Origin of the sequence: Bradyrhizobium sp., assembly GCF_049798375.1 — a bacterium.
Classification (GTDB): Bacteria; Pseudomonadota; Alphaproteobacteria; order Rhizobiales; family Xanthobacteraceae; genus Bradyrhizobium.
On the sequence record NZ_JBARGP010000064.1, the window covers coordinates 1 to 18,930 of the forward strand.

18 protein-coding genes, 1 tRNA gene and 2 pseudogenes are annotated in these 18,930 nt (G+C 63.3%); 12 read left to right on the forward strand and 9 right to left on the reverse strand.

What is annotated here, in order from left to right; genetic code table 11:
- The 4 genes from WA702_RS02600 to WA702_RS02615 all read left to right on the forward strand — a co-directional run.
- Positions 1-515, forward strand: a 515-nt coding sequence (locus WA702_RS02600) for a hypothetical protein (protein ID WP_425108964.1), incomplete at its 5' end; no start/stop codon positions are given.
- 166 nt (positions 516-681) lie between these two features.
- Positions 682-1,599: a 3,4-dihydroxyphenylacetate 2,3-dioxygenase gene (hpaD, locus tag WA702_RS02605; protein WP_425108965.1), complete on the forward strand. Its 918-nt coding sequence runs from the start codon at positions 682-684 to the stop codon at positions 1,597-1,599.
- A 259-nt stretch (positions 1,600-1,858) separates the two neighbouring features.
- Positions 1,859-2,284: an OsmC family protein gene (locus tag WA702_RS02610; RefSeq protein WP_425108966.1), complete on the forward strand. Its 426-nt coding sequence runs from the start codon at positions 1,859-1,861 to the stop codon at positions 2,282-2,284.
- Between the two features lie 283 nt (positions 2,285-2,567).
- Entirely contained in the window at positions 2,568-2,894 is a 327-nt protein-coding gene (locus WA702_RS02615) for a hypothetical protein (RefSeq protein WP_425108967.1), read from the forward strand.
- Positions 2,895-3,162: 268 nt separating this feature from the next.
- Here the strand turns inward: WA702_RS02615 and WA702_RS02620 are convergent.
- The 3 genes from WA702_RS02620 to WA702_RS02630 form a co-directional block, all read right to left on the reverse strand.
- Positions 3,163-3,236: transfer RNA gene (locus tag WA702_RS02620), tRNA-Gln, on the reverse strand.
- A gap of 173 nt (positions 3,237-3,409) precedes the next feature.
- Entirely contained in the window at positions 3,410-6,562 is a 3,153-nt protein-coding gene (locus WA702_RS02625; RefSeq protein ID WP_425108968.1) for a multidrug efflux RND transporter permease subunit, read from the reverse strand.
- Positions 6,559-7,728 carry an efflux RND transporter periplasmic adaptor subunit gene (locus WA702_RS02630; protein ID WP_425108969.1) on the reverse strand — a complete coding sequence of 390 codons (1,170 nt, stop codon included), beginning with the start codon at positions 7,726-7,728 and terminating at the stop codon, positions 6,559-6,561. The genes WA702_RS02625 and WA702_RS02630 overlap by 4 nt, the downstream gene beginning before the upstream one ends.
- A gap of 147 nt (positions 7,729-7,875) precedes the next feature.
- Between WA702_RS02630 and WA702_RS02635 the strand changes: the two genes are divergently transcribed.
- From WA702_RS02635 to WA702_RS02670, 8 genes and pseudogenes are all read left to right on the forward strand, one after another.
- Positions 7,876-8,340, forward strand: a complete 465-nt coding sequence (locus WA702_RS02635; protein WP_425108970.1) for a MarR family winged helix-turn-helix transcriptional regulator — start codon at positions 7,876-7,878, stop codon at positions 8,338-8,340.
- 210 nt (positions 8,341-8,550) lie between these two features.
- Positions 8,551-8,977, forward strand: a pseudogene (locus WA702_RS02640) (MFS transporter); the annotation flags it as partial.
- A 91-nt stretch (positions 8,978-9,068) separates the two neighbouring features.
- On the forward strand, positions 9,069-9,308 hold the full coding sequence (locus tag WA702_RS02645) for a hypothetical protein (protein WP_425108971.1): 240 nt from the start codon (positions 9,069-9,071) through the stop codon (positions 9,306-9,308).
- 256 nt (positions 9,309-9,564) lie between these two features.
- On the forward strand, positions 9,565-12,117 hold the full coding sequence (locus WA702_RS02650) for a TonB-dependent receptor (RefSeq protein WP_425108972.1): 2,553 nt from the start codon (positions 9,565-9,567) through the stop codon (positions 12,115-12,117).
- Positions 12,118-12,126: 9 nt separating this feature from the next.
- Positions 12,127-12,816 carry a Fe2+-dependent dioxygenase gene (locus WA702_RS02655; RefSeq protein ID WP_425108973.1) on the forward strand — a complete coding sequence of 230 codons (690 nt, stop codon included), beginning with the start codon at positions 12,127-12,129 and terminating at the stop codon, positions 12,814-12,816.
- On the forward strand, positions 12,813-13,802 hold the full coding sequence (gene exbB, locus WA702_RS02660; protein WP_425108974.1) for a tonB-system energizer ExbB: 990 nt from the start codon (positions 12,813-12,815) through the stop codon (positions 13,800-13,802). Before WA702_RS02655 ends, exbB begins: the two co-directional genes overlap by 4 nt.
- A 15-nt stretch (positions 13,803-13,817) precedes the next feature.
- Positions 13,818-14,279: a biopolymer transporter ExbD gene (locus WA702_RS02665; protein WP_425108975.1), complete on the forward strand. Its 462-nt coding sequence runs from the start codon at positions 13,818-13,820 to the stop codon at positions 14,277-14,279.
- Between the two features lie 11 nt (positions 14,280-14,290).
- The gene (locus WA702_RS02670) at positions 14,291-15,076 is read left to right on the forward strand and encodes a TonB family protein (protein ID WP_425108976.1); all 786 of its coding nucleotides are present in this window, start codon (positions 14,291-14,293) and stop codon (positions 15,074-15,076) included.
- Positions 15,077-15,111: 35 nt separating this feature from the next.
- Here WA702_RS02670 and WA702_RS02675 read toward each other — a convergent pair whose 3' ends face one another.
- From WA702_RS02675 to WA702_RS02700, 6 genes and pseudogenes are all read right to left on the reverse strand, one after another.
- A complete protein-coding gene (locus tag WA702_RS02675) occupies positions 15,112-15,519 on the reverse strand; it encodes a hypothetical protein (protein ID WP_425108977.1) in 408 nt (135 codons plus the stop codon).
- A gap of 64 nt (positions 15,520-15,583) precedes the next feature.
- On the reverse strand, positions 15,584-16,264 hold the full coding sequence (locus WA702_RS02680; protein ID WP_425108978.1) for a site-2 protease family protein: 681 nt from the start codon (positions 16,262-16,264) through the stop codon (positions 15,584-15,586).
- 53 nt (positions 16,265-16,317) lie between these two features.
- The gene (locus WA702_RS02685; protein WP_425108979.1) at positions 16,318-16,704 is read right to left on the reverse strand and encodes a GFA family protein; all 387 of its coding nucleotides are present in this window, start codon (positions 16,702-16,704) and stop codon (positions 16,318-16,320) included.
- A 211-nt stretch (positions 16,705-16,915) separates the two neighbouring features.
- Entirely contained in the window at positions 16,916-17,662 is a 747-nt protein-coding gene (locus WA702_RS02690; RefSeq protein WP_425108980.1) for an SDR family NAD(P)-dependent oxidoreductase, read from the reverse strand.
- Between the two features lie 165 nt (positions 17,663-17,827).
- A complete protein-coding gene (locus tag WA702_RS02695) occupies positions 17,828-18,562 on the reverse strand; it encodes an SDR family oxidoreductase (protein WP_425108981.1) in 735 nt (244 codons plus the stop codon).
- Between the two features lie 123 nt (positions 18,563-18,685).
- Positions 18,686-18,930, reverse strand: a pseudogene (locus WA702_RS02700) (dihydroxy-acid dehydratase); the annotation flags it as partial.

The window sequence follows — 18,930 nt, forward strand, 5'->3', positions numbered from 1 at the left end:
CTGCAGCGCAGCCGTCGGGACCGGTCCGGATCGCCGAAGTGCGGCCGCTGAGCGCGCCGTTAGCCTCCGCGCCCACCGCGGCAACCGCAACGCCGCTGCCGCCCCGGCCGGTGACGTTGCAGATCCCGATCGTGCAGGAGGCGAAGCAGCGCGTCACGGCACTCGCCGCCGCTGCCACACCCTCGACCTTGGTGCTGCGTATCGACGGTGTCCAGCTGCGCGCCGATCGCGGTGCAGTGGTGCAGGTCTTCCTCAACCGTCCTGATGTCACGGGGCCGGCGCAGGGACCCGAGCCCGGATATCTCGGCAATATCGTCGTGGTCCCGTCCACCGGGGCCCGCACACTGGGGCCGCAGGCCGTCATCACGCGCAATTTCGGCTTCCCGCTGTCGCAGGAGCAGGCGGCCGCGGTGACTGACAAGGACAATCTCTTGGTCACCCTGGTGCCGGTCACAGGCGCGACCGCGCCGGGCGAGGTGTTGCGCTATCGGCAGGTCTATCTCGCCTCGCGCTGATGCCGCTGCATGGCATCTCCTGACTTCGGCTGCTCGAACATCGGGACCGTGTTCCGGCAACCGGGGCCCGCGCCTCGTGTGCCTTGCACCGACGGCCGGGGCGGCTATCTTGCGTCAAACGCCGCCCCGGGGCGGCCGGGGAACGCAGGACGGGAGGAATTCGGCGATGGGCAAGCTCGCTTTCGCGGCCAAGATCACCCATGTGCCCTCGATGTATCTCAGCGAGGTCGACGGGCCGGGCAAGGGCAAGCGGCAGTCGGCGATCGACGGTCACATCGAGATCGGCCGGCGCTGCCGCGAGGCCGGCGTCGACACCATCGTCGTGTTCGACACCCACTGGCTGGTGAACGCGGCCTATCACATCAACTGCGCGCCGCATTTCGAGGGGCTCTACACCTCGAACGAGCTGCCGCATTTCATCGCCAACATGCGCTACGAATATGACGGCAATCCGCAACTTGGCCGGATGCTGGCCGATAGCGCCAACAAGCATGGCGTCGTCACCATGGCGCACGATGCGACCTCGCTCGCGCTCGAATACGGCACCCTGGTTCCGATGCGCTACATGAATGCCGACCGGCACTTCAAGGTGATCTGTATCTCCGCGCTCTGCACCTCGCACTATCTGTGGGAGAGCGCCAAGTTCGGCTGGGCCATCCGCCGCGCCATCGAGGACGACTATGAAGGCACGGTTGCGATCCTGGCCTCCGGCTCGCTGAGCCATCGGTTTGCGCAGAACGGCACCGCCGACGACTACCGCGACAAGATGTTCAGCCCGTTCCTGGAGCGTCTCGATCACGAGGTGATCCAGATGTGGGAGCAGGGCGAGTGGCCTGATTTCTGCGACATGCTGCCGGAATATGCCTCCAAGGGCCACGGCGAGGGCTTCATGCACGACACCGCGATGCTGCTCGGAGCATTGGGGTGGAATCACTACGACCGTGGCGTCGAAGTGGTGACGCCGTTCTTCCCATCGTCGGGCACCGGCCAGATCAATGCGATCTTTCCGGTCTCGCCGATGCCGAAGGCGATCGACAACATCGGGCGGCCGCGTTCGCCGGCACTGGCCGGCGGAAGGCTGTGAGGCAGGCTTCGTCATTCCGGGGCGCACGTTAGCAACGAGGATAGATCGCCGTCCCGAGGCGCGCCGGCGATGGCCAGCGCGCCTTGATTGTTTGCGCCATCCAGTCGCCGCTTCGTGACGTGCTCTGACCCAATGTCGTGCGAGTCTGGAAGAGCGCGCGGTTGTTGCGGCTTTAAGGAGGGAGCGCCGCGCGTTAAGGGCGGTTGCCGTTGCCGTCGGGCTCATGTGCGGCTGACAACCAGATTCTGAGGAGAAGCGGATGATCCGTAAAGCGAAGGCGCTCTGGCAAGGAACCGGCAAGGAGGGAAACGGTCGTCTCTCCAGCGACTCCGGCGTGCTCGCCGAGACCCCATATTCGTTCAAGACCCGTTTCGAAAACGAGAAGGGCACCAATCCCGAGGAACTGATCGCCGCTGCGCATGCCGGCTGTTTCACGATGGCGTTGGCCTTTGGACTGCAGGGCGCCGGTCTGACGCCGACTGAACTGCAGACGGAAGCCGCGGTGACGCTGGAGCCGGACGGCAAGGGCTTCAAGATCAGCAAATCGGCGCTGACCCTGCGCGGCAAGGTGCCAAATTGCGATGAGGCGACGTTTGCCCGCCTCGCCGGCGAGGCCGAGAACAACTGTCCGGTGTCAAAAGTCCTCAACGCCACCATTACGCTGGATGCGAAGTTGATCCAGTGATCGCCGATCGGCGATCGTGAGGAAGTCCCACACATCGGTTGGTGCGGGGCTGAGCCGGCTGCACGGGCCGCGCCACGTCTTCTGGCGCGGCCGATTTGTCAGGGGGCCGGATCGGAACCCGATCGATCCCCCAGCGGATCCGACCAGCTGCGTCACATGGCAATGGAAGAGGGCTACGGAAGCGACGGGATCTCCCTATATCGATGGGTATGCGATGGCGGCAAATGCGCTGATATCGCATGGTAGCCAGTCGACACGTTCGCGGATGCACGGGAGGCGGCAGATGAATTGGGCTTCGTCCATGAATGCGGTCTGGCGCGATCTTCTCGTCAGCGCGCGTGCCCTGAGTTGGGGCGCCTATGTCCTGCTTGCGGTCTTGCTGGGCATGCTGGTGGCCGTGATCTGGCTTGCGGTCTCCGGCTGGTCGTCGGCGCCTGGTACGGACGTCCCGGCGGCAGGCTATCTCGCGCTTGCCTTCGGCGTCATCGCGTCAATGGTCGTAGGTGTCGGCCTGATGGCCCTGGTGTTCTACAGCAGCCGGGCCGGCTATGACGAACCGGCGAGGCTGCGCGATGAGGATCATGATCCGAACGGCGGATCCACCCCTTAGCCGCGGAGATTGCGCCGCTTGGTATTACGCCAGCAAAGCGCCGAGCCCGTGCGCGATAACAAGCAATCCGACCCGAAGACATGAGCGCCACAAGGCGAACACGCTTTGTTGTGATCGAACACCCCTGTTCGATAGCATCAGCGGGTTGTCCAGGGTTCGGAAGGACAGGCACAACCTCAAGGCGCGCGGCATGTCCCGGCCGTTCCAACGCTCCCTGCTTAGAACGCGGCCGTCTCTCTTGATGATGAGGAAACGAAAAAACCGAAGGTGGCTGGGGAACCTGGATTCGAACCAAGACAAACAGAGTCAGAGTCTGTTGTGCTACCGTTACACCATTCCCCAACGGATTTCCGAGCAGTTTCAAGCGTTTGGCTAGCTGCCCGGAGGTCGTACGCGAAACATGGCTTGAGGCCAAATCAGCGGGTCGCGCACGGCGATCTTCTACCTGCATGTGGCAGGGCTTGGCAAGCACGCAAGGGCCAAGAAACGCATGGAATTCACGGCCAAGCGGCGGATTATTCCGCCGCTTCCTTGACGGCGCTGTGCTCGTCGGTCTCGGGCTCGTGCGCGATATGGGCGTGGCCCCAGCGCGAGAAGGCATTGTTGAGCTTGTCGAGATAGAGATAGACCACAGGCGTCGTGAACAGGGTCAGCATCTGGCTCACGAGCAGGCCGCCGACCATGGCATAGCCGAGCGGCTGGCGGATCTCCGAGCCGGTGCCGGTGCCGAGCATCAACGGCACGCCGCCCAGCATCGCCGCCATCGTCGTCATCATGATGGGACGGAAGCGCAGCAGGGCAGCCTGCCGGATCGACTGCTCGGGCACGAGATGCTGGTCGCGTTCGGCCGCGATCGCAAAGTCGACCATCATGATGCCGTTCTTCTTCACGATGCCGATCAGGAGGATGACACCGATCAAGGCGATTAGGCTGAAATCGTAGCCGAACGCCATCAGGATCGCGAGCGCGCCGACACCGGCCGAGGGCAGGGTCGAGAGAATCGTGATCGGGTGGATGTAGCTCTCGTAGAGGATGCCGAGGATCAGATAGACCACGACCAGCGCCGCGAGGATCAGCAGCGGCACCGTGGACAGCGACTGCTGGAACGCCTGTGCGGTACCTTGGAAGCTGGAGTTCAGCGTTGCCGGCGTGCCGAGCTCGACCATCGCCTGCTGCACGGCCTGGGTGGCCTGACCGAGCGCAACGCCCTGGGCGAGGTTGAAGCTGATCGTGATCGCCGGGAACTGGCCCTGGTGGCTGATCGACAGCGGGCGCACCGGCACGGTGGTCCATTTCGCAAAGGTCGACAGCGGCACCTGGTCGCCTGTTGTCGGCGACTTCAGATAGATCTTGTTCAGCGTGTCGAGATTGCCCTGCAGCTCGGGCAGGATCTCCATGATCACATGATAGGAGTTGAGCTGGGTGAAGTATTGCGCGACCTGGCGCTGGCCGAACGCGTCATACAACGTGTCGTCGATCAGTTGCGGCGTGATGCCGTAGCGCGAGGCGGTGTCGCGGTTGATCGTGAGCTGCACGGTGGTGCCGTTGGTCTGCTGGTCGGTGGCGACGTCGCGCAGCTGCGGCAGCGTCTTCATCTTCTCGAGAATCTTCGGCGCCCATTCGTTGAGCTCGCCGAGATTGGCGTCCTGCAAGGTGAATTCGAACTGGGTGCGGGTCGGGCGACCGCCGAGGCGGATATCCTGCGCCGCCTGCATGTATAGGCGGGCGCCCTCGACCTTCTCGAGCTTCGGCCGCAGGCGGCCGATGATCTGCTGCGCCGAGGCGTCACGCTCGGAGCGCGGCTTCAAGGTGATATACATGCTGCCGTTGTTGCCCGCACGGCCGGAGCCACCGATCGCCATCGCGGTCGATGCTACGGCCGGATCTTCCATCACAATCTTGGCCAGCGCCTCCTGGCGCGCCTGCATCGCGCGGAACGAGATGTCCTGCGAAGCCTCCGAGGTCGAGGTGATCAGGCCGACGTCCTGCTGCGGGAAGAAGCCCTTCGGGATCAGGATGAAGAGGTAGACCGACAGGCCGAGGGTGGCGAAGAACACCATCAGGGTCGCGAACTTCCAGCGCAGCGCGAAGTCGAGGCTGCGCTCGTAGGTGCGAAGCATCGCCTCGAAGCCGCGTTCGCTCCATTGGTAGAACTTGCCGTGCTGGATCTCGTCGTGGCCGCGCAGGAAGCGCGAGGCCATCATCGGGGTCAGGGTCAGCGACACCACCATCGAGACGAAGATGGTCATGGTGAGCGTGACGGCGAATTCGCGGAACAGGCGCCCGATGATGCCGCCCATCAAGAGCAGCGGGATCAGCACCGCGACCAGCGAGATCGAGATCGAGACGATGGTGAAGCCGATTTCCTTGGCGCCGCGATAGGCCGCGACCATCGGCGCTTCGCCTTCCTCGACATAGCGCGAGATGTTCTCGAGCATGACGATGGCGTCGTCGACCACGAAACCCACCGCGATGGTCAGCGCCATCAGCGACAGATTGTCGAGCGTGTAGCCGAACACCCACATCAGCGCGCAGGCGCCGAGCAGCGCCAACGGCACGGTGATGGTCGGGATCACGGTCGCCCAGAACGAGCGCAGGAAGACGAAGATGACCATCACCACCAGGAAGATGGTCAGGAGCAGCGTGTACTGGACGTCCTCGACGGCGGCGCGGATGGTGGTGGTGCGGTCGGAGATGAGGTCGATCTTGATCGCCGGCGGGATCGCAGCGACCAGCCGCGGCAGCATTCCCTTGATCTTGTCGACCGTCTCGATGACGTTGGCGCCGGGCTGCTTGAAGACGACCAGGAACACGCCGCGTTTGCCGTTGGCCCAGGCCGCCTGCTTGGCGTCTTCAGGCCCGGTCACCGCCTGGCCGATGTCCTTGATCCGCAGTGGACCGCCGTTGCGGTAGGCGATGATGACGTCGTTCCAATCCTTGGAATCGGTGAGCTGGTCGTTGGCGTAGATCGTATAGGCACGCCGCTCGCCGTCGACATTGCCTTTCGGGCTGTCGACGGTGGTGATCGCGATCTGGCTGCGGACGTCCTCCAGCGACAGGCCCTTGGCGACGAGCTTGGCCGGATCGATCTGGACGCGGACCGACGGCTTCTGCTGGCCGCCGATGATGACCTGCGCGACGCCGGAGATCTGGCTGATCTGCTGAGCCAGCTGGGCGTCGACCGCATCCGACACCGACGTCAGCGGCAGCGTGTCTGAGGTGGCCGACAGCAGCAGGATCGGCGAGTCGGCCGGGTTCACCTTGCGATAGGTCGGCGGCGAAGGCAGCGTCTTCGGCAACTGACCGGAGGCAGCGTTGATGGCGCCCTGCACGTCGTTGGCGGCGCCGTCGATGCTGCGATTGAGGTCGAACTGGATGGTGACCGACGCCGTGCCGAGATAGCTCGTCGATGTCATCTGGGCGATGCCGGGAATCTGGGCGAATTGCCGCTCCAGCGGCTGCGCCACCGAGGTCGCCATCGTCTCCGGGCTGGCGCCCGGAAGGCTGGTCGTGATCTGGATGGTCGGGAAGTCGACCTGCGGTAAGGGCGCGACCGGCAGCAACGGATAGGCGACAAGACCAATGAACAGGATCCCCGCCATCAGCAGCGAGGTGCCGATCGGGTAGCGGATGAAAGGTGCGGAGATGCCGCCGCCGTTCGCGCTCATTCCTGCCGGACCTTAGCTTGCGCCGGCTCCTGGCTTGCCACCGCCGTGGTGACCAGTGTGCCTGGCTGGACCTTGAACTGACCGCCCGTGATCACTTGCTGCCCGGGGCTCAACCCGTCTTCGACGACAGACCTGCCGTCAATCGACGAACTGACCTTCACCTTGTGCAACTCGGCCTTGTTGTCCTGGTTCACCGTGTAGGCATAAAGGCCGTTGGTCGAGTGCTGGATGGCATCGTCCGGGGCCACCGTAGCATCCTTCAAGGTCTTCACCAAAAGCCGTGTCGACACCGATTGGCCCGGCCACAGCGCGTGGTCCTTGTTGTCGAACACCGCCTTCAGCCGAATAGTCCCGCTGGTCGTGTCGACCTGGTTGTTGACCACTGCGAGCTTGCCTTCGGCGAGCGGCTTCTTGCCGTCGGTGGTGATCGCGATCACCTTCAGCTGCCCCGCCTTCTGACCTTCGTTGATGTAGGGAAGCTGCTCTTCCGGCGCGGTGAAGATCACCGCGATGGGTTCAATCTGGGCGATTGATACAATGCCGGTCTGGGTCGAGGCATTGACGATGTTGCCGATATCGACCTGGCGCAGGCCCGCGAGGCCTGAGAATGGCGCTTTCACTTGGGTGTAGTCGAGCTGGGTCTGCGCGTTCGCGATCGCGGCATCGTCGGCGGCGATTTGCGCGGTGAGCTGCGCCACCGTGGAACGCTGGGTGTCGGTCTGCTGCTTGGTCGCGAATTCGCCGAGCTTGGTGTAGCGCTGCAAATCGAGGTTGGCGTTGGCGAGATTGGCTTCGTCCTGCGCCTTCTTGGCCTTGGCCTGATCGAGCGTCGCCTGGAACGGGCGCGGATCGATCTCGACCAGGAGGTCGCCCTGGTTGACGATCTGGCCCTCCTTGAACGCGATCTTGTCGATCTGGCCGTCGACCCGGGTCCGGACCTGTACGGTGTTGAAGCCCTGGACCGTGCCGAGCCCGGTCAGATAGACCGGAAAATCAGTCTTTTCGACGGGGGCGGTCGTGACACGCACGGCCGACGGCCGCGCCGCCTTCTGGGCCTCGGCGCGCGTTGCCTCTTCCGCGCCATGATAGCGTTGCCAGCCATAGTAGCCGGCCCCGCCGAGGGCCGCGAGCAGCAAGATCCAACTGATAGTCCGTGACGTCTTCATGTTGGCTCATATGCTGGAAGGAGAAGAATAACCGGCCTTCGATAGCGTTCCCAGCGTTCCAGATATAGTATGCGTGCACTTAATGTGTAAACATATTAGAGATCGTAGAAACCTAAACAATTGGCAAGCTTCCGGGATATCCCAGGGATGTCACTCAATCTTAAACGGCAATTGATCAGCCAGCTTGTCGAAAGCTCACGCATCCTGCGCAACTATATTGACCATCGTGCCAAGGAGCGCGGGACTACCCGTGCACAATGGGTGGTGCTGTTCCGGTTGCGCGCCTGTGAGGGTTTATCACAAGTCGACCTCGCCGACGTCCTGGAATTGCAGCCGATCTCGCTGGTCCGGCTACTTGACCGGCTGGTGGAGCAGGGGTTGCTGGAACGCCGCCACGATCCCAGGGATCGCCGCGCGAATCAGCTGTTCCTCACCGAGGCCGGCCGCAGCCTCGTCGACGAACTCGACAGCCTGCGCGACGACATCGCCAAAAATGTGCTCGATGGTATTCCCGACGAGGTCATCGCCAGCAGCCTCAAGACGCTGGTCGACATCAAGGAGCGCATCAAGGCGCAGTCCGATTCCACGGATCATGTCGCGGCGAAGTCGTGATCCCGTAAATCGACGGGCGTCATGCGCCGGTCGCCAAATTTGATATCCTCATGCTGCCCACCGCGTGACACCAAGCCCTCGCATCATGCTGACTAGAAGTCGGTTCGGTGCGCGCGCGGCCTATCCGCGAAGCGGCTCAATTGACATCTGAATCGTCGGTCGCGACAGGCAAGGCGGCCAGTCTGATCAGACATCCACCGCTGCTGTTCTATCTTCTCGCGCGAAGTTGTTCGGAATTCGCCTACCAGGTTGCAGCCGTGGCGATCGGTTGGCAAATCTATGCACGCGCTCCTGATGACGGCCTATCCGGCGCGGCATCATCTCGGCGGATCGGCCTGCGCATGTTCGAAGCGGTGATCGCCTTTGGCGTCGCGACCGCGGTGTTTGCGCTGTCACATCATCTCTGGTTGACGGTGCCGCGCTCGCCGCGATGGGCGCAGCCGACACGATCAGCGTCGTGATCCGCGTCTCACTGGTGCAGTTGATGACCCCGGATGACATGCGGGGCAAGGTCGGCGCGATCAACTATCTCTTCATCAACGCTTCGAGCCAGCTCGGCGGCCTCGGCACCGTCGCAGTCGCACTGCTCTGGATGATGCTGTTTCCGGCGCTTCGCAGCGTCGACCGTTTGGAATGATTCCAAAGCTCGTAGAGCGACTTTCAAGTCCGCACTGTTGCCTGGCCTCGGCATGCCCGGCCATATCGCGAAAACGACGATGGGGTTTGGAATGGACGAACTGAACGGAAAGATGCTCGCCTGCCAGATTCTGGTGACCGGCCTGATCGCACGCGTCGCCAACGAGCAGCGCGATCCCTTGCGCTTCCTCACCGATTTCCGCGACGAGATCAAAGCGGTGGTGAAGGGCATTGGAATTGGCGGCATCGACAATTCCGACCGCGTGCGGCAGATCGCGCAGCAGACCGTCGACGAATTGTTCTCGCTGATGAAGCCGCCGAGCAGCGATTAGCTGCGGTGACCGGCGGCAAGGCGAGTATTGCAGCAGGTGCATCGACGTTTTTGCATCCCAGACAGGCCGTTTTTGCCACACGGAGCTTTGGCGCAGGGCTGCAGTTTAGAATCGTTTTGATCTGGACCTATTCAAGCCTCGCCTTGAGCCGTTCAAATTGACCCTGTCAGACCCGCCCGATACGACCATTCACAGGCTGCATGTGGGGGAGTCCGCAGCAGCATGGGAATCGGAATCCAGGGGCGTGAACAGTCAAATGGGACAGGTCATTACACCGCGATCTCTGCGGACATTGGCAGCGGTCAAGCCGAGAGAGGGTAAGTTTGACGTCTCCGGCAAAGGCATGTCGGCGGTCGCCGGCCTGATCGCCGTGGCGTCGGTCTCGGGGGCCGCCGAGGCCGCGCCTGCATCCGACCTTCCGCCGGTCAATGTCGATGCGCCGGTGGCGCGCCACAAGCCAGTCGCAGCCAAGCCGACGGCTGACCAGATCCGTGCGCGCAATGCACTCCGTCGCGCGGCCCAGCGTCAGCAGGCGACGCAACAAGCCGCTGCGGTGCCGTTCCCGAATGCCGGCGGGCTGAGCGCCGACCGCAATCCGTACGCGGACGCGGCCGCGCCCTACAAGGTCGATCACCTGCAGGCGTCGGGCAAGTTCCCCGAGCCGCTGCTCAACACGCCGAAATCGGTCACCGTACTGAGCAAGGAGGTGCTGGAGGACAAGAACGCCACCAACCTGAAGCAGGCCGTGCTCTCGACCGCTGGCGTCACGCTCGGCACCGGCGAGGGCGGCAACGCCTTTGGCGACCGTTTCTTCATTCGCGGCTTCGATGCCCGCAACGACGTCTTCATCGACGGCGTGCGCGATGCCGGCGTCAGCGTGCGCGAGAACTTCTTCACCGAGCAGGTCGAGATCCTGCGCGGTCCGGCGTCGTCCTTTGCCGGCCGCGGCACCGCCGGCGGCGCGATCAACATCGTGACCAAGCAGGCCACGACCGAGAAGAGCTTCTACAATATGGACACCACGTTTGGCACCGATCAGACCAAGCGGGTGACGCTCGACGTCAACCAGGTGATCAGCCCGACCTTGGCGTTGCGCGCCGGTGGCCTGTTCCAGGACGCCAATGTCGCGGGCCGCGATTATGTCACCGACAACCGTGATGGCGCGTTCGTCGCCGGCACATGGACTCCGACGGACGCGGTCAAGGTCACCGGCAACTACATCCATACCGAGCTGACCGGAATTCCGGATTTCGGCGTGCCCTACTACCGGCCGAGCACCTCGAGCACGGCCGGCGGTCCGTTCCCGGATTTCGGCGTCAACCGCAGGAATTTCTACGGTTTCGTCAATCGCGACTTCTACCGGACAGGACAGGACATCGGCACCATCAACACCGAGGTCCAGATCACGCCGGACCTCACGATTTCGAACAAGACCCGGGAATCCCACTCGACCCAGAACTACATCGGGACGCTGCCGGAATCGCCGTCGCTCGCCACGGGCACGCTCACGGCGAATCCGCAGAGCCGCTACCAGGCCACGGATGTCTTCGCCAACCAGACCGAGGCGACCTACAAGTTCAACGACGGCGCGGGCTTCAAGCACACCGTGCTGGCCGGCATCGAATATGACAACGAACGGTCTTCGATCGACAGCTACAACGGTCTTGCTTCCGAGCTCACGACAGGGCCGACACCAACTCCTGGTGGATCGCAGCCCGGCGTCAGCATCTTCAATCCGCAATTCACCAATGCGCCATTCGGAATTCCGTCGCTCGTGGGGAAGCCGACCAAGATCGGCATCGATACCGTCAGCGGCTATGTGCTGGACACGGCGAATTACCGTGATCTCCTGATCCTCAACGGCGGCGTCCGCTATGACGATTACTCGATCAGGACCTCGGGCTACGGCACGGGCTCAACGGCGTCGATCGTGAGCACGCAGAAGGCCGAGTTCGGCATTCCCGATTTCAATCTTGGTTTGACCCTGAAGCCGCTGCCGAACGGCAGCGTCTACGCGGCCTATGCGACCTCGGCCAATCCGGTCGGAGCCGAGTTCGACGGCACCAGCACCGCCTATGGCGGCCTTAACCCGTCGCTTGCCGGCGGCAACACCCAGATCTTCGGGCCGGAAAAGAACAAGGCCATCGAGGTCGGCACCAAGTGGGAGCTGTTTGATCGTCATCTTCTCGTAACGGCGGCGTTGTTCCAGACCGATAAGGAAAACGCGCGAGAAGCGCGAAATATCAACAGCGCGAGCACCAGCATCCCGGCCGGCTGTTCGGTCCCGGCCGGAACAACCGGTAACGTCTCCTGTATCACCGCAGGCGCGGCTTATCGTGTCCGCGGCATCGATCTCGGCGTCGGCGGCAAGATCACCGACAAATGGAGCGTATTCGGCGGCCTGGTGCTGATGCAGTCGGAGGTGACGAAGTCGCTCGCGCCTTCGGCCAACACCGCGCTCTACAGCACCAATGTCGGCTTGCCGCTCGCCAACATCGCGCACCAATCGTTCAGCATGCTCACGAAGTATCAGCTCAACGATACCTGGGAGCTCGGCGGCCAGGCGGTGTACCGCTCGAAGATCTATGGCGGCACGCTGCTGGCGGCGAACCAGGGTACCTCGATCCCGAGCTACTGGCGCTTCGATGCCTTTGCCGAGGCCAAGATCGACAAGCATTGGACCGCGAAGCTGTTCGTCAACAACATCTTCGACAAGCGCTACTACGACGCCCTCTATCAGAGCGCGGCACCGTTCGTGCTGGAGGCACCGGGCAGGGCGGCTTACGTCGTGCTCTCGGCGCGCTACTAAAGGAAAACCATGCTGATCTGCATCCCCGAGGTTCTGAGCAAGGACGAGGTCGCCGAGTTTCGCCGCATCGTGGATGCGGCCGACTGGGAGGACGGCCGCTCGACCGCGGGGGCGCAGTCGGCCATGGTCAAGCGCAACGAGCAATTGCCGCCGGACAGCGAGGTGGCGCGCAAGCTCGGGCAGCGCATCATCTCGGCGCTGACCAAGCATCCGCGCTTCCTTGCGGCGGCGATCCCGCTGCAGATCTTTCCGCCGCTGTTCAACCGCTATGCGGCGTCCAGCGGCCATCACTTCGGCATTCACGTCGACAACGCAGTGCGCGGCGATCTCTTGACGGGCCTGCGCATCCGCACCGATCTGTCGATTACGTTGTTTCTCAGCGAGCCCGAGGATTACGACGGCGGCGAGCTCGTGGTCGAGGACACCTACGGTTCCCACGAGGTCAAGCTGCCGGCGGGCGACGCGGTGCTCTATCCCGCATCGAGCCTTCACATGGTGACGCCGGTGACGCGCGGCGCCCGCGTCGCCTCTTTTTTCTGGATGCAGAGCATGATACGGGATGGACATGCCCGTAGCATGATCTTCGATCTCGACACGGCGATTCAGGGCTTGACGGAACGGCTGGGACGCGACGATCCCGAGACCGTCAAATTGACCGGCATCTATCACAATCTGATCCGCTACTGGGCCGAAGTATGAAGACGACATTGATCCGTTCGAGGGCTGCCCTCGTAGTGCTATTCGCGTTGGCGTCGGCAATGCCGCCGTCGCACGCGCAGCAGGCGACGCAACCGCCCGCGCAAGCTGCTGCGCCGGCTGTCGTGCAAGGGACCGCCCCGGCGAGCAAGCCGCAGGAGCCGGCTGCTGCTCAGCAACTCGTGGCCACGCCGAATGCCGCCACGTCGGCGAATGTGGTCGGCGCGCCCGTTGCTGCTCCGTCGGCTCCGGAAGCGAGCGCCGACAGCAGCCGCTCCGCCCGGTCGTTGACCACGGGCCTGCATGAATTGTCGCCCTGGACCATGTTCATGAATGCCGACATCCTGGTCAAGGCGGTCATGATCGGCCTTGCGCTGGCGTCGCTGGCAACCTGGACCATCCTGATCGCCAAGAGCATCGAGTTCTCGGTGCTGCGCCGTCAGGTGCGCGGCGGTCTGCGCAAGGTGTCAGGTGCCAAATCGCTCGCGGAGGCGCAGCTTGCGCTGGGATCGTCGCGAAACCTGCTGGCATCGTTGCTGCAAGCCGCTATCGCGGAGCTGCGGCTGTCGCAGGGCATTCATAACGAGGCTGGCATCAAGGAACGTGCGGCCTCGGTGTTCACCGAGATCACGCGTGCCGAAGCACGCCGCGTCCGCATCGGCATGGGCCTGCTCGCGACCGTCGGCGCCATCTCGCCGTTCGTCGGCCTGTTCGGCACCGTCTGGGGCATCATGAACAGCTTCATCGGCATCTCGAAGTCGCAGACCACGAACCTCGCGGTGGTGGCGCCCGGTATCGCCGAGGCGCTGCTGGCCACCGCCGTCGGTCTCGCCGCCGCGATCCCGGCCGTCATCATCTACAATCATTTCTCGCGCGTCACCAAAGCCTATCTGGAGCTGGTCGGCCGTGCCTCGGGGGTGGCCGGGCGGCTGTTGTCGCGCGATCTCGATCGCAACCAGGTCGGCATCCATTCGCGCGCGGCGGAGTAGGAGGCGCAGTAGGCTATGGCGGTTTCGCTCTCCGAAGGCGATCTCGACGACGATTTCGACGAGACCCATGACATCAACGTGACGCCGTTCATCGACGTCATGCTGGTGCTGCTGATCATCTTCATGGTGGCGGCGCCGCTCTCGACCGTCGACCTGCCGATCGACCTGCCGACCTCGACGGCTGTGCCGCAGAAGAAGCCGGACAAGCCGACCTATGTCTCGATCAAGCCGGATCTGTCGCTGGCGATCGACGAGAACGCGGTCAAGCGAATCGATCTCATCCACGAACTCGACACGCGGATGACCGATCCTTCGCGAGAACGTACAGTGTTGCTCCGGATTGATCGCTCCGTGCCTTATGGTGAGGTTTTCTCGGTGTGGGAGATCCTGCGGCAAGGTCATTATAAGTTCAAGGTGACCGCGCTCGAAGGTGCATCCTCCGCGCCAGGGCTGCCGGCCGACGCTGCGAAGCCGTGACGAGGCGGGCGATGAGCGATCTCGACACTGGAGAGAGAACGTCGCGGCGGCTGTGGATTTGTGCGGCCGTGATCGCGCTCGCGCTGCATCTCGGCGGAGCCGCGTTCGCGCTGGCAACGCTCAAGGGCGACGAGGATGACGGCGGCCTGGGCGCCAGCGGCGCCGAGGTGATCGATATCGAGATGGCCTCGCCCAAGATCGAGGAGGATGAACTGCCGGCCGGCGTCGACTCCACAGCGCAGGCACCTCAGAACGGGGCGCAGGAGCAGAAGGCCGAGGTCGAGCAGACCGATCTGCAAAAGGACGTGCCGACCGAGACCGAAGAGGCGGACCGCGTCGTCACCACCAGCGACGTGAAAAAGCCGACTGAGGAAGAAAAGGTCCAGACGGTGAAGACCAACGCGGCCGACCAGGTCGACGCGTCCGTGGATAGCTCACAAAAAGCGATCGAAGACGCGCCCGAGGCGGAAAAGGTCAAGGCGCCGAACAGTGGTATCGGCAAGGACAAGCAGCGCGAGACGGCCAGATGGGGCAAGAAGATCAGCGCCTATTTCGAGCTTCACAAGAAATTCCCGGAAGGCAGGAAGGCAAAGGCGCAGGTCAAGCTCGCATTGGTGCTGAACCGGCTTGGCCACGTCGTCTCGGTGGACGTGTCGCAGTCCTCGGGCGATCCGGCCTATGACGAAGCTGCGGTAGCGATGGTCCGCCGTTCCGATCCCGTGCCGAAGCCGCCGGCTGGCCTCACCGACGACGAATTCCCCTTCACTCTGCCGGTGAATTTCAGTCCACCTAAATAGGCAGGCTGGCCGCTCCGAGGCTGCACAACGGCTGATCAGCGCAGATAAAGCCTGATCCCGATATAGATCACGCAGAGGCAGGCAAAGATCAGCGCGACTGGAAGCCGGGGCTTGGCTGCTTGCCCGTTCGGCGCCGCCTTGGGCTTGGGCGGCAGCCGGCGGAACGCGGTGACGTTATCGGTCACGGGTTCAGTCGGGACTGATTTTACCTCCGGCGGTGCGCCATATCCGCCCATCTCGGCATAATAGGCCTTGTACATCTCGCCGATGGTGGCCTCGGTCGCCTCGTGCTCCGACGATGTCTGTTCGAGCCGGGTCTTGTAACTCGCGAGAAATTCCTGGGCCTGCGGCGTCAACCCCGATGCGCCATTGAGCTTGGCGATCATCTTCCAGGTCGCAAAATCGGCACGGGCCCGTGTATCGGCCCGGCGCGCAATCATCATATCAGCAGCTTTGACCAAAGGGGCCTCGGGTCTCGTTTCCTCATCCCGGCCCAACGGGCTGGGCCTAGGTATTGCCGGTTAATATCAGAAGGAGCCTGACGAGAGAATCGGTCGCAGCGCGCAGCAGCCTTGAAACCACATCAAGATTTAGACCGAACTGGGAGCCTGCCAAGGGCAGCAGGATCAAAAATCCAACCAGAATCAGCATGCCGAACGGTTCCAGCCGCGCCAGCGGCGATGCCAGAGGCCGCGGCAGGATGGCGACGGCGACGCGGCCGCCGTCGAGCGGCGGGATCGGCATCATGTTGAACACGGCGAGGATGATGTTGAGCAGAATGGCATTCTTGAGATTGTCGAACACCCATTGGGCGCTGGAGGCCGGAACCAGGGGCAGGGCGTGGAACGCGAGGGCTGCGGCAAACGCCAGCACGATGTTGGTGGCCGGCCCCGCCAGGGCCACCATCACCATGCCGAGCCGGAGCGGCTGCAAATTGCGGAAGTTGACCGGAACCGGCTTGGCATAGCCAAACAGGAAGGGCGATCCCGTGAACAGCAGCATGGCCGGCAGCAGCAGCGTGCCGAAGGGGTCGATGTGCCGGATCGGGTTGAAGCTGACGCGCCCGAGCTTCAGCGCGGTATCATCGCCGAAGCGCCAGGCCACGAAGCCATGTGCCGCCTCATGGAAGGTGATGGCGATGATGATCGGCAGCACCCAGACGGAGAAGGTATAGGGAGAGAAGGGCAAGGCAGGTTTCCGGAGCGATGAGCAGCACAGATATCAACTCCGGGTTCCCACCGCTACGGCCCTTCCGGATATTGCGGCAGGCCGTCGTCGAGGCAGACCCAGTTCATCTTCTCCGACACCCAGATATGATCTGACGGCGCAAAGGCATTGCGGTCGTCGAACGTCGCCAGGGCGACGCCGGCCGCGGTGCCGTTGCTACGCCAGGAAAACAGCCGTGTGCCGCAGCGCGGGCAGAACACGCGATCGAGGTGCTCCGAGGTCGAATAACGCGCGGTCTCGCCGGTGACTGTCAACGCATCCTGTGGAAACAAGGCGCGGGCCAAGAACGGCGATCCCATCGCCTTCTGGCAATTGCGGCAATGACAGACGCGCACATTGAGCGGCTCGCCCTCGGCCTTGTAGCGCACTGCGCCGCACAGACATCCGCCTTCATGGGTCATCGTGTGCTCCTCAATAGGATAGCAACTCGTTCGACGAATTCGGTTCACCTCTCCCCATCGGGGAGAGGTCGATGCGCAGCGTCGGGTGAGGGAGGGCCACACAAAGATAGACCGTAGCGCCTCACCCGGATCGCATCTGACGATGCGACCCGACCTCTCCCAGCGGGAAAGGTGGACTTCGGTCGCCGCCCAGCAAGCTTCACCTCGCGAACTAATACGTCGCGCGTCCGCCGGAAATGTCGAACACCGCGCCGGTGGAGAAGGCGCAATCCGCAGATGCCAGCCAGCTCACCATCGCCGCCAATTCCTCGACCAGCACGAAGCGGCCTTTCGGAATCTTCGACAGCATGAAGTCGATATGGGTCTGCGTCATCTGGTCGAAGATCGCGGTCTTAGCCGCGGCCGGCGTCACGGCATTGACCAGGATGTCGTGGCCGGCGAGCTCCTTGCCTAGTGATTTCGTCAAAGCAATAAGTCCGGCTTTCGACGCCGAGTAGTGCGCGGCGTTGGGGTTGCCTTCCTTGCCGGCGATGGATGCGATGTTGACGATGCGGCCATACTTCTGCGTCAGCATGGTCGGCACAACAGCCTTGCAGCAGATGAAGGGACCGTCGAGATTGATGCGCATCACCCGCTGCCAATCGGTCAGATCGGTCTCCCACACCGGCCCGTTCTTGCCGGTGATGCCGGCATTGTTGACCAGGATGTCGATCCTGCCGAACGCCTTCAAGGTCGCGTCGCGCGCCTGCTCGACGGCAGCGGCATCGGCGATGTCGACATTCACCGCGATCACGGCGTCGCCGATCTCCTTCGCGGTCTTCTCCGCAAGCCTTAGGTCGTGATCCCAGATCGCGACCCTGGCGCCTGAAGCGACGAAGCGCTCGGTGATGGCGCGGCCAAACCCCTGCGCGCCCCCGGTGACGACGGCGCAGCGGTTGTTGAGGTCGATCTGGTTCATGAACGTTTCTTTCTCAGGTAATGATTTGCCGTCATTCCGGGGCGATGCGAAGCATCGAACCCTCAGGTGCACAATTGCGCACCGAGAATCTCGAGATTGGCTTGCGTGCACTTCATGTCGAGATTCCGGCTCGCCCTGCGGGCGCCCCGGAATGACGGAGAGTGCTTACAGCGTCCAACCACCATCAATGGCGTGGGCGACGCCGGTGGTGAAGGAGCTTTCGTCGCTGGCGAGATAGACCGCGAGCGCGGCAATCTCCTCCGGCGTGCCGAGCCGGCCCATCGGCTGGCGCGACACGAACATCTCGAGCCCGTCAGGACCTGCGGCCGCGGCGCGGCCGAGCATCGAGGGCGTCTGCACCGTGCCGGGGCAGATGCAGTTGCAGCGGATGCCCTTGCCGACGAAATCCGCCGCCACCGCGCGCGTCAGCGCTGCGACAGCTGCCTTGGTGGCGCTGTAGACGTAGCGGTTGGGCGCGGCCTTGAACACGCCGGCGCCCGACGAGATGTTGACGATAGAGCCGCGGCGGGCCTCCAGCATCTTCGGCAGGAAGGCGCGGATGGTGCGGTGCATCGACTTGGCGTTGAGGTCGAAGGAGAAATCCCAGTCCTCGTCCGTGCAGTCGAGGATGGTGCCGTGGTGCACGAAGCCCGCGGCGTTGAGCAAGATGTCGACGCGGCCCACCTTGTCGGCGATCGCATTGACGGCGGCGGTATCGCGGGCATCGAGCCGCGCGGTGTCGGTGATGCCCTCGTTTTTCAGCGTGGCGAGGCCATTCTCGTCGATGTCGGTCGCGAACACGCTTGCGCCCTGGCGCGCAAACGCAATGGCGCAGGCGCGGCCGATGCCGGCGGAGGCTGCGGTGACAAAGGCGCGCTTACCCTTGAGGCGGTCGGACATGGCTGTCTCCTCGGAATGCGATTTTTGTATTCGTCATTGCGAGCGAAGCGAAGCAATCCGGAGTTGCGCGCGCAGTCCTGGATTGCTTCGTCGCTGTCGCTCCTCGCAATGACGCCGGTTGGATCAGTGATTATCCCTGGCCACGCCGACGGTGCCGGCGATGTTGTGATAGCGGGTGGCGAGCTCCATGCAGGCGCCGGTGGCATGCTGGCCGACGGTGTTGCGATAAAGCTCCTGCCAAGGCGTCTGGTTGGCGGGCTGCGGGAAGCCGCCCTTGGCCTTCAGATCGGCGTGGCGCTTCTTGACCTCGTCCTCGGAGATCAGGATGTTGGCCGTGCCCTTGTTGAGGTCGATGCGCACCTTGTCGC

Excerpts from the sequence above, each read along its gene's own strand:
- hpaD (WP_425108965.1), top strand. The coding sequence starts at position 682 with ATGGGCAAGCTCGCTTTCGCGGCCAAGATCACCCATGTGCCCTCGATG.
- WA702_RS02610 (WP_425108966.1), top strand. The coding sequence starts at position 1,859 with ATGATCCGTAAAGCGAAGGCGCTCTGGCAAGGAACCGGCAAGGAGGGA.
- WA702_RS02615 (WP_425108967.1), top strand. The coding sequence starts at position 2,568 with ATGAATTGGGCTTCGTCCATGAATGCGGTCTGGCGCGATCTTCTCGTC.
- WA702_RS02625 (WP_425108968.1), bottom strand. The coding sequence starts at position 6,562 with ATGAGCGCGAACGGCGGCGGCATCTCCGCACCTTTCATCCGCTACCCG.
- WA702_RS02630 (WP_425108969.1), bottom strand. The coding sequence starts at position 7,728 with ATGAAGACGTCACGGACTATCAGTTGGATCTTGCTGCTCGCGGCCCTC.
- WA702_RS02635 (WP_425108970.1), top strand. The coding sequence starts at position 7,876 with ATGTCACTCAATCTTAAACGGCAATTGATCAGCCAGCTTGTCGAAAGC.
- WA702_RS02645 (WP_425108971.1), top strand. The coding sequence starts at position 9,069 with ATGGACGAACTGAACGGAAAGATGCTCGCCTGCCAGATTCTGGTGACC.
- WA702_RS02650 (WP_425108972.1), top strand. The coding sequence starts at position 9,565 with ATGGGACAGGTCATTACACCGCGATCTCTGCGGACATTGGCAGCGGTC.
- WA702_RS02655 (WP_425108973.1), top strand. The coding sequence starts at position 12,127 with ATGCTGATCTGCATCCCCGAGGTTCTGAGCAAGGACGAGGTCGCCGAG.
- exbB (WP_425108974.1), top strand. The coding sequence starts at position 12,813 with ATGAAGACGACATTGATCCGTTCGAGGGCTGCCCTCGTAGTGCTATTC.
- WA702_RS02665 (WP_425108975.1), top strand. The coding sequence starts at position 13,818 with ATGGCGGTTTCGCTCTCCGAAGGCGATCTCGACGACGATTTCGACGAG.
- WA702_RS02670 (WP_425108976.1), top strand. The coding sequence starts at position 14,291 with ATGAGCGATCTCGACACTGGAGAGAGAACGTCGCGGCGGCTGTGGATT.
- WA702_RS02675 (WP_425108977.1), bottom strand. The coding sequence starts at position 15,519 with ATGATGATTGCGCGCCGGGCCGATACACGGGCCCGTGCCGATTTTGCG.
- WA702_RS02685 (WP_425108979.1), bottom strand. The coding sequence starts at position 16,704 with ATGACCCATGAAGGCGGATGTCTGTGCGGCGCAGTGCGCTACAAGGCC.
- WA702_RS02690 (WP_425108980.1), bottom strand. The coding sequence starts at position 17,662 with ATGAACCAGATCGACCTCAACAACCGCTGCGCCGTCGTCACCGGGGGC.
- WA702_RS02695 (WP_425108981.1), bottom strand. The coding sequence starts at position 18,562 with ATGTCCGACCGCCTCAAGGGTAAGCGCGCCTTTGTCACCGCAGCCTCC.